Source organism: Micromonospora sp. NPDC023814, assembly GCF_040639595.1.
In the GTDB taxonomy this organism is placed as follows: Bacteria; Actinomycetota; Actinomycetes; order Mycobacteriales; family Micromonosporaceae; genus Micromonospora.
Map to the genome: position 1 here is coordinate 40615 of NZ_JBFAAF010000060.1, position 7597 is coordinate 48211.

The 7597-nt window shown below is 72.3% G+C and carries 5 protein-coding genes and 2 pseudogenes; 5 read left to right on the plus strand and 2 right to left on the minus strand.

What is annotated here, in order from left to right:
- Nucleotides 1-21 precede the first annotated feature (21 nt).
- From AB0G14_RS26425 to AB0G14_RS26440, 4 genes are all read left to right on the plus strand, one after another.
- Nucleotides 22-2631, plus strand: a complete 2610-nt coding sequence (locus AB0G14_RS26425; RefSeq protein WP_357701776.1) for a nitrate- and nitrite sensing domain-containing protein — start codon at nt 22-24, stop codon at nt 2629-2631.
- 92 nt (nt 2632-2723) lie between these two features.
- Entirely contained in the window at nt 2724-3143 is a 420-nt protein-coding gene (locus AB0G14_RS26430) for a roadblock/LC7 domain-containing protein (protein ID WP_350686945.1), read from the plus strand.
- Between the two features lie 5 nt (nt 3144-3148).
- Nucleotides 3149-3535, plus strand: a complete 387-nt coding sequence (locus tag AB0G14_RS26435) for a DUF742 domain-containing protein (RefSeq protein ID WP_350686947.1) — start codon at nt 3149-3151, stop codon at nt 3533-3535.
- Nucleotides 3516-4118 carry an ATP/GTP-binding protein gene (locus AB0G14_RS26440; protein ID WP_357701779.1) on the plus strand — a complete coding sequence of 201 codons (603 nt, stop codon included), beginning with the start codon at nt 3516-3518 and terminating at the stop codon, nt 4116-4118. Before AB0G14_RS26435 ends, AB0G14_RS26440 begins: the two co-directional genes overlap by 20 nt.
- 122 nt (nt 4119-4240) lie before the next feature.
- On the opposite strand, the gene AB0G14_RS26445 is transcribed toward AB0G14_RS26440, so the two are convergent.
- Nucleotides 4241-7096: an aconitate hydratase gene (locus tag AB0G14_RS26445; RefSeq protein WP_357701781.1), complete on the minus strand. Its 2856-nt coding sequence runs from the start codon at nt 7094-7096 to the stop codon at nt 4241-4243.
- Between the two features lie 160 nt (nt 7097-7256).
- Here AB0G14_RS26445 and AB0G14_RS26450 point away from each other — a divergent pair.
- Nucleotides 7257-7445, plus strand: a pseudogene (locus tag AB0G14_RS26450) (glyoxalase); the annotation flags it as partial.
- Between the two features lie 65 nt (nt 7446-7510).
- Here the strand turns inward: AB0G14_RS26450 and AB0G14_RS26455 are convergent.
- Nucleotides 7511-7597: pseudogene (locus AB0G14_RS26455) on the minus strand (phytochelatin synthase); the annotation flags it as partial.

The window sequence follows — 7597 nt, forward strand, 5'->3', positions numbered from 1 at the left end:
CCCCGCCAGGGATGGTTTCGCATGGGTTCCCGCAGCTCGAATCTGCGCCGGAAAGTCGTGGCTATGTTGGCCTCGCTCGTTGCGCTGTGGGCTTTCGCCGCCTGGGTGACGCTGCGGGAGGGCGTCAACCTCATCTGGGTGCAGGCGCTCGACAGCCGGGTCGCCCAGCCGAGTGAGCCGCTCGTGCTGGAGCTGCAGGCGGAGCGTCGGGCCTCCGCGGCGTTCCTCGGCGGGGCGGGCGAGCCCGAGCGGGCCCAGCTCGAGGCGCAGTGGCAGCGGACCCAGGCCGTCGCCGACGACTTCCGGGAGTCCGTCCGCGGCTGGCGGGTCGACCTGGCGGCGAGCGACGAAACCAAGCGACAGATCGACGTGGTCGTCGCCGGGTTGGATCGGCTGGGCAGCGTGCGCGAGTCGATCCGCACCCGCCAGGTGGACCGGGCCGCCGCCGGCGAGGCGTACACCGGGCTCATCGACTCGACGCTGCAGGTCTACGGGTCGCTGGGCAACCTGGACGACGATCAGTTCGCGCGGGAAACCGGGGCACTGATCCAGCTCGTCCGGGTCCGGGAACTCATGTCCCAGGAGGACGCGCTGGTCACCGGGGCGCTCGCCGCGGGCCGGATGACTCCGGAGGAGTCCGCCGCCTTCGCCCGCACCGTCGGCGCACAGCGCTTCCTCGACAGCCAGACCCGCGCCGACCTGGCCGACGCCGACCGGGCGCGGTACGAGGCGCTGCTCGGCGGCGAGACCTACACGTCGTTCCGCGCCCTGGAGGACCGGGTGGTCCTCGCGGGACGGACGTCCGGCCCGCCGACTGTCACGGCCGCCCAGTGGCGCGCGGCGGCGGACGTCGTGGCCGAGGAGCAGCAGCGGTTCATCATCGAGGCCGGTGACGCGCTCGTGGACCGGTCCACGCCGATCGCCGCCGGCGTCATCGTCCGGCTGGTGCTGGCCGCCGGTCTGGGCCTGCTCGCCGTCATCGCCTCCATTGCCATGTCGGTCACCACCGCCCGGGCCCTGGTGCGGCAGCTGGAGCGGCTGCGCGAGGCGGCGTTCGGGCTCGCCAACGAGCGGCTCCCCGGCGTGGTCGAGCGGCTCGGCCACGGCGAGGAGGTCGACGTCGCCAAGGAGGCGCCCCCGCTGGAGTTCGGCGACGACGAGATCGGCCAGGTGGGCAAGGCGTTCAACGCCGTGCAGGAGACCGCCATCCGCACCGCCGTCGAGCAGGCCGAGCTGCGCCGCAACGTCCGGGACGTCTTCCTCAGCCTGGCCCGGCGCACCCAGGCACTGGTGCACCGCCAGCTCACCCTGCTCGACGCGATGGAGCGCCGCGAGCACGACGCCGAGGAGCTGGAGGACCTGTTCCGGGTCGACCACCTGGCCACCCGGATGCGGCGCAACGCGGAGAACCTGATCGTGCTCTCCGGCTCGACCCCGGGCCGGGCGTGGCGGCGCAACGTGCCGATGGTCGACGTGGTCCGGGGCGCGGTCGCCGAGGTCGAGGACTACACCCGGGTCAACGTGCTGCCCCTCGGCCCGGTCTCGCTGACCGGCCGCGCGGTCGGTGACGTCATCCACCTGCTCGCCGAGCTGATCGAGAACGGGCTGTCGTTCTCCCCGCCGCACACCACGGTCGAGGTGCGCGGGCAGATGGTGGCCAACGGCTTCGCCATCGAGATCGAGGACCGCGGCCTGGGCATGAGCGAGGAGGACCTGGCCGCCGCGAACCACCGGATCGTCGACCAGTCCGAGCTGAACCTCGCCAACGCCTCCCGCCTGGGGCTCTACGTGGTGAGCCGGTTGACCGAGCGGCACGGCGTGCGCGTGCAGCTCAAGGAGTCGGCGTACGGCGGCACCACCGCGGTCGTGCTGATCCCGGCCGAGCTGGTCACCGCCGACGACGCCGACCCGAGCACCTCCGGCGGCTTCCCCGCCGGGGCACCGGCCGCCGCGCCGGCGGAGGCCACGTCCACTCCCGCCGCCGGGCAGCCCGCCACGGCGCCGGTGGCCGTGGCCGCGCCGCCGGCCGCGCCGCGGTCGACCCCGGACGCCGAGGCCCCCGCCGGGGACGCCCTGCCCACCCGGGCGCGCGGCCGGAGCCTGTCGGCCACCGCCCCGACGGAGGAGCGGCTGCCCACCCGGGCCCGGGGCGCGTCGATGCAGCCGGCCCTGGACGGCCCGACCTTCCCGACCGGCCTGCCGGTGACCGCCGCCCGGCCGGCCGTGGCCGCCCCGCAGACGTCCGCGCCGGCGGAGGCCGCCACCCCTGACGAGACCGTCCCGGCGGCCGGAGCGGCGGAGGCGGGGGCCGGGAGCACGGCGGCCGCCGGCCCCGCGCGGGTGCCCTGCCCCGAGCAGGTGCGCACCGGGTCCGGGCTGCCGGTCCGGGTCCGGCAGGCCAGCCTCGCGCCGGAACTGCGCGAGGAGCCCGCCGCCGGGAACGACGACGAGGACACGGTACGCCCGCCGGAGCAGGTGCGCCGGATGATGAGCTCCTACCAGAGCGGCACCCGGCGTGGCCGTACGGACGCCGCCCGGCTGCTCGGCGGGGCCGGCGGCGGCCGGCCCGAGACAGGCGAGGGAGCCGGGGCCGGCGAGGGACCCGACGTCGGTGATCAGCAGGCGACCTGACCGGCACCGCCCGCACTGCGGGGTGACCCCGCGGCGTGGCGGTCAGCCCAGACGAGTACGGCGACAACAGCCGGGGGAGAAGAGGACGACGAGTGGCGCAGAAGACGGCTTCGAGTGCCGACCTGACGTGGTTGCTGGATGATCTGGTCGGCCGGGTGAAGCAGGCCGACCACGCGGTCGCGCTCTCGACGGACGGCCTGTTGATGGCCGCCTCGCGAGGGCTCAGCCGGGACGACGGAGAGCACCTGGCCGCGATGGCGGCCGGCATCCAGAGCCTGGCCCGGGGCGCGGGCAAGCGCTTCGGTGGCGGGCAGGTGCAGCAGACCATCATCGAGATGCAGTCGTCGTTCCTGTTCGTCACGGCGGCCGGGCGCAACGCCTGCCTGGCCGTCCTCGCCAGCGAGGACGCCGACGTCGGCCTGATCGCCTACGAGATGGCGATGCTGGTCACCCGCGTCGGCAAGTACGTCGCGTCGCCGTCGCGGACCGAGCAGCCGGCCGACGAGAAGTAACCGCGATGACGGTGCAGGGGGAGTCCGCCGAGCACCAGTGGGTCGACGACCATGCCGGCCCGGTGGTGCGCCCCTACGCGGTGACCCGTGGCCGGGCCCGGCCGGTCACCGGCACGTTCGACCTGATCTCGCTGGTGACGGCGACCCGCGCGGACGTGACTCCGGAGGTCGGACTGGGTCCGGAGCACCTGGCGATCGTCGGGCTCTGCCAGCGGATCCAGTCCGTCGCCGAGATCGCCGCCCACATGGACCTGCCGGTGGGCACCATCCGGGTCCTGCTCGGCGACCTGGTGGCCCGCAGCCTGGTGCAGGTGCGCGAGCCGCGCACCACGGCCGGCCTTCCCGACAACAGCGTTTTCGAGGCGGTAATCAATGGACTACGGGCACTCTGAGCGGCCGGCGGGAGCGCCGCCACTGCCCACCGCGATCAAGATCCTCGTCGCGGGTGGTTTCGGCGTGGGAAAGACCACCATGGTCGGCGCGGTCAGCGAGACGCGTCCCCTGCGCACGGAGGAGGTGCTGACCGAGAGCGGGGTCGGCATCGACGACCTCTCGGGGGTGGAGAGCAAGAAGACCACCACGGTGGCGATGGACTTCGGTCGCATCACCATCAGCGACGACCTGGTGCTGTACCTCTTCGGCACCCCAGGGCAGGACCGCTTCTGGTTCGTCTGGGACGAGCTGGCGCTCGGCGCGATCGGCGCGGTGGTGCTGGCGGACACCCGACGGCTGGCGGACTGCTTCCCCTCCATCGACTACTTCGAGGGGCGCGGCACGCCGTTCGTGGTGGCGGTGAACTGCTTCGAGGGCGCCCGGCAGTACCAGCTCGACGAGGTGCAGTCGGCGCTGAACCTCGACCCCGGGGTGCCGGTGCTGCTCTGCGACGCCCGGCAGCGGGAGTCGAGCAAGGAGGTGCTCATCACGCTGCTGGAGCACGCCATGAAGACCCGGGACGCTCGCCGCCGGGCCGAGTGACCCCACTGCGGGGTCGGCGCGCGGGCAGGTGAGCCGCGACGCCGCCTCGCCCGGAGAGCGCCGAACCGGTAAGCGAAAAGGGCCCCTCCCGCGAGCGCGGGAGGGGCCCTTTCGATGGTGCGTCAGCTGGCGATCATGCGGCGCAGCACGTACTGCAGGATGCCGCCGTGCCGGTAGTAGTCCGCCTCACCCGGCGTGTCGATCCGGACCACCGCGTCGAACTCGACGCCGGTGTCGGTGCTGACCTTGACCGTGCGCGGGGTCTGCCCGTCGTTCAGCGCGGTCACCCCGGTGATGGTGAACGTCTCCGTGCCGGTGAGCCCCAGCGACTCGGCGGTCTCGCCGGCCGGGAACTGCAGCGGGAGCACACCCATGCCGATCAGGTTGGAGCGGTGGATCCGCTCGTACGACTCGGCGATGACCGCCCTGACACCGAGCAGCATGGTGCCCTTGGCCGCCCAGTCCCGCGACGACCCGGAGCCGTACTCCTTGCCGGCCAGGACGACCAGCGGGATCCCCGCCTCCTGGTAGGCCACCGAGGCGTCGTAGATCGAGGTCTGCTCACCGGTCAGGTGGTTCACCGTGAAGCCGCCCTCGACACCCGGGACCAGTTGGTTGCGCAGGCGGATGTTGGCGAAGGTGCCCCGGATCATGACCTCGTGGTTGCCCCGGCGGGAGCCGTACGAGTTGAACTCGTGCCGCGGCACGCCGTGCTCGGCGAGGTACCTGCCGGCGGGGGAGTCGGCCTTGATGGAACCGGCCGGGGAGATGTGGTCGGTGGTCACCGAGTCGCCCAGCTTGGCCAGCACCCGGGCGTCGGTGATGTCGGCGACCGCCTTCGGCTCCCGCTCCATGCCCTCGAAGTACGGGGGCTTGCGGACGTAGGTCGAGTCGCCGGCCCAGGCGAAGGTGTCGCCGGTCGGGGTGGGCAGCGACTGCCAGCGCTCGTCGCCGGCGAAGACGTCCGCGTACGCCGAGCTGAAGCCGGTGGCGCCGATCGCCGAGGCGATGACGTCCTGGATCTCGGCGGTGTTCGGCCAGATGTCCCGCAGGAACACCGGGTTGCCCTGGCTGTCCTCGCCGATCGGCTCGTTGGCCAGGTCGATGTCCATCGTGCCGGCCAGCGCGTACGCGACCACCAGCGGCGGGGACGCCAGGTAGTTCATCTTGACGTCGGGGTTGATCCGGCCCTCGAAGTTCCGGTTGCCCGACAGCACCGAGACGACGGCCAGGTCGGCCTCGTTGACGGCGGCGGAGACCTCCTCCGGCAGCGGGCCGGAGTTGCCGATGCAGGTGGTGCAGCCGTAGCCGACCAGGTGGAACCCGAGCTTCTCCAGGTAAGGCGTGAGGCCGGCCCGCTCGTAGTAGTCCATGACGACCTTGGAGCCCGGGGCCAGGGTGGTCTTCACCCACGGCTTGCGGGTCAGGCCCTTCTCCACCGCGTTGCGGGCCAGCAGCGCCGCCCCGATCATGACCTGCGGGTTGGAGGTGTTGGTGCAGGAGGTGATCGCGGCGATCACCACGGCGCCGTGGTCCAGCTCGAACTCGGTGCCGTCGTCGCCGGTGACCCGGATCGGGTTGCTGGCCCGCCCGCCGGCGCCGACCGCCGCGGTCTCCAGGTCGCGCGGGGCGTCGGCCGGGTCGCTGACGCCGTTGGCGGGGGAGTCGCTGGCCGGGAAGGACTCGGCGCTGGCCTCGTCGGCGTGGCCCACGACCCCGAACGGCTTCTCCTGCTGCGGCACGCCAGCGGCGCGGCCCCGGTCGCCACCGGTCTCGTCGGCGGCCACGTAGTCGGTCAGCGCCGAGCGGAACAGCGTCTTGGCGCTGCCCAGCGGCACCCGGTCCTGCGGGCGCTTCGGACCGGCCAGGGACGGCTCGATGGTGCTCAGGTCGAGCTCCAGGCGCTCCGAGTACTCCGGCTCGGCGTCGGGGTCGTGCCAGAGGCCCTGCTCCTTGGCGTACGCCTCGACCAGCGCGACCTGCTGCGGGTCGCGGCCGGTCAGCTCCAGGTAGCGGACGGTCTCGCCGTCGATCGGGAAGATCGCCACGGTGGAGCCGTACTCCGGCGACATGTTGCCGATGGTGGCCCGGTTGGCCAGCGGCACGGCGCTCACGCCCGGGCCGTAGAACTCGACGAACTTGCCGACCACGCCGTGCTTGCGCAGCATCTCGGTGATGGTGAGCACCAGGTCGGTGGCGGTGGTGCCGGCCGGCATCTCGCCGGAGAGCTTGAAGCCCACCACGCGCGGGATCAGCATGCTGACCGGCTGGCCGAGCATGGCGGCCTCGGCCTCGATGCCGCCGACGCCCCAGCCGAGCACGCCCAGGCCGTTGACCATCGTGGTGTGCGAGTCGGTGCCGACCACGGTGTCCGGGTACGCCTGGCCGTTGCGCTCCATGATCGTCCGGGCCAGGTACTCGATGTTGACCTGGTGCACGATGCCGGTGCCCGGCGGGACGACCTTGAACTCGTTGAACGCGGTCTGGCCCCAGCGCAGGAACTGGTAGCGCTCCTTGTTGCGCTCGTACTCGAGCTCGACGTTGCGCTGGAAGGCGTCCTCGCGGCCGAACAGGTCGGCGATGACCGAGTGGTCGATGACCAGTTCGGCCGGGGCGAGCGGGTTGACCCTGGTGGCGTCGCCGCCGAGGTCGCGGACGGCCTCGCGCATGGTGGCCAGGTCGACCACGCAGGGCACGCCGGTGAAGTCCTGCATGAGCACCCGCGCCGGGGTGAACTGGATCTCCACGCTCGGGTCGGCGGTGGGGTCCCAACCGCCGAGCTGCCGGATGTGGTCGGCGGTGATGTTCGCGCCGTCCTCGGTCCGGAGCAGGTTCTCCAGGAGGATCTTCAGGCTGTAGGGGAGCCGCTCGTGGCCCTCCACCTTGCTGATCTTGAAAATCTCGTAGCTCGCGTCTCCGACGCGTAGCTGGGTCTTCGCACCGAAGGTGTCGAGGCTCGCCACGTCGTACTCCTTCACACCAGCGACCGTGAGTAGTCCTGAGCAGTCTGTCGCACCGGCCGGGGTGCCGCCGTGGTTAGGGGACACTTACCGCCGATTCTCGTCGTCAACAAAACCGTACGTCCGTCTTGCTAACTTCGCAACCTCGTGCCACCGTTCGGGACGAGGAGATACCACCATGATCCATCACGTCCAGCTCGCCTGCCCCCGCGGTTCCGAGGACGCGTCCCGCGCCTTCTACATGGGTGTGCTCGGCATGACGGAGAAGCCCAAGCCCACGGCGTTGGCGGCCCGTGGTGGCTGCTGGTTCACCGGGCACGGCGCAGAGCTGCACCTGGGTGTCGAGGACGACTTCCGCCCCGCCCGTGCTTCGGGCATGACGAAAGGGCCGGCCCCGTTCGGGGCCGGCCCTTGTCGGTGGTGGTGTCTGGATCAGGCGGCGTAGCCGCGGGTGGCGATCCAGTCGGCGAGGGCCTCGGTGGTGATCCAGTAGGAGGCCTGGGCCGGGTCGGCGGAGTC

Bases quoted from the DNA above. Each gene is read 5' to 3' on its own strand.
- AB0G14_RS26435 (WP_350686947.1), top strand. From the start codon at position 3,149: ATGACGGTGCAGGGGGAGTCCGCCGAGCACCAGTGGGTCGACGACCAT.
- AB0G14_RS26440 (WP_357701779.1), top strand. From the start codon at position 3,516: ATGGACTACGGGCACTCTGAGCGGCCGGCGGGAGCGCCGCCACTGCCC.
- AB0G14_RS26425 (WP_357701776.1), top strand. From the start codon at position 22: ATGGGTTCCCGCAGCTCGAATCTGCGCCGGAAAGTCGTGGCTATGTTG.